1 pseudogene is annotated in these 337 nt (G+C 77.7%); it reads left to right on the forward strand.

The features are described 5' to 3' along the window. Window positions 1–337, forward strand: a pseudogene (locus ACNQQL_RS36160) (hypothetical protein); the annotation flags it as partial.

The raw sequence follows: 337 nt of genomic DNA on the forward strand, positions 1-337 counted from the left end.
CGGCTGCGATGCACCCGTGGCGGGTGCCGCACGGGCCGGTTCGTTCGCGCCCGAAACCTGGCTGCCCGGCGCAGGCTGGGCAGCGGCCTCGCTCGCGGACGACGGCGCCGACTGGATCGCGCCGCTCCACACATGCGGGCCGCTGGCGCCGGCAGCAGGCGCCGCCGGCTGCATGTTTTCGACAGCCGACGCGCCGTGTGCAGCCGAAGCGCCTGCCGAAGCAGACGCCCCCGCTGCCGTCGCGACGCTCGCACCGCTCACCGGCGCCGCATGCACGGCCGGCGCCACCGGCGCGGATTGCACGGCCGACCCCGGATGCGGCGCGGACGCACCGGGC

The organism is Burkholderia sp. LFS061 (genome assembly GCF_047978125.1).
Taxonomy (GTDB): Bacteria; Pseudomonadota; Gammaproteobacteria; order Burkholderiales; family Burkholderiaceae; genus Burkholderia; species Burkholderia pyrrocinia_C.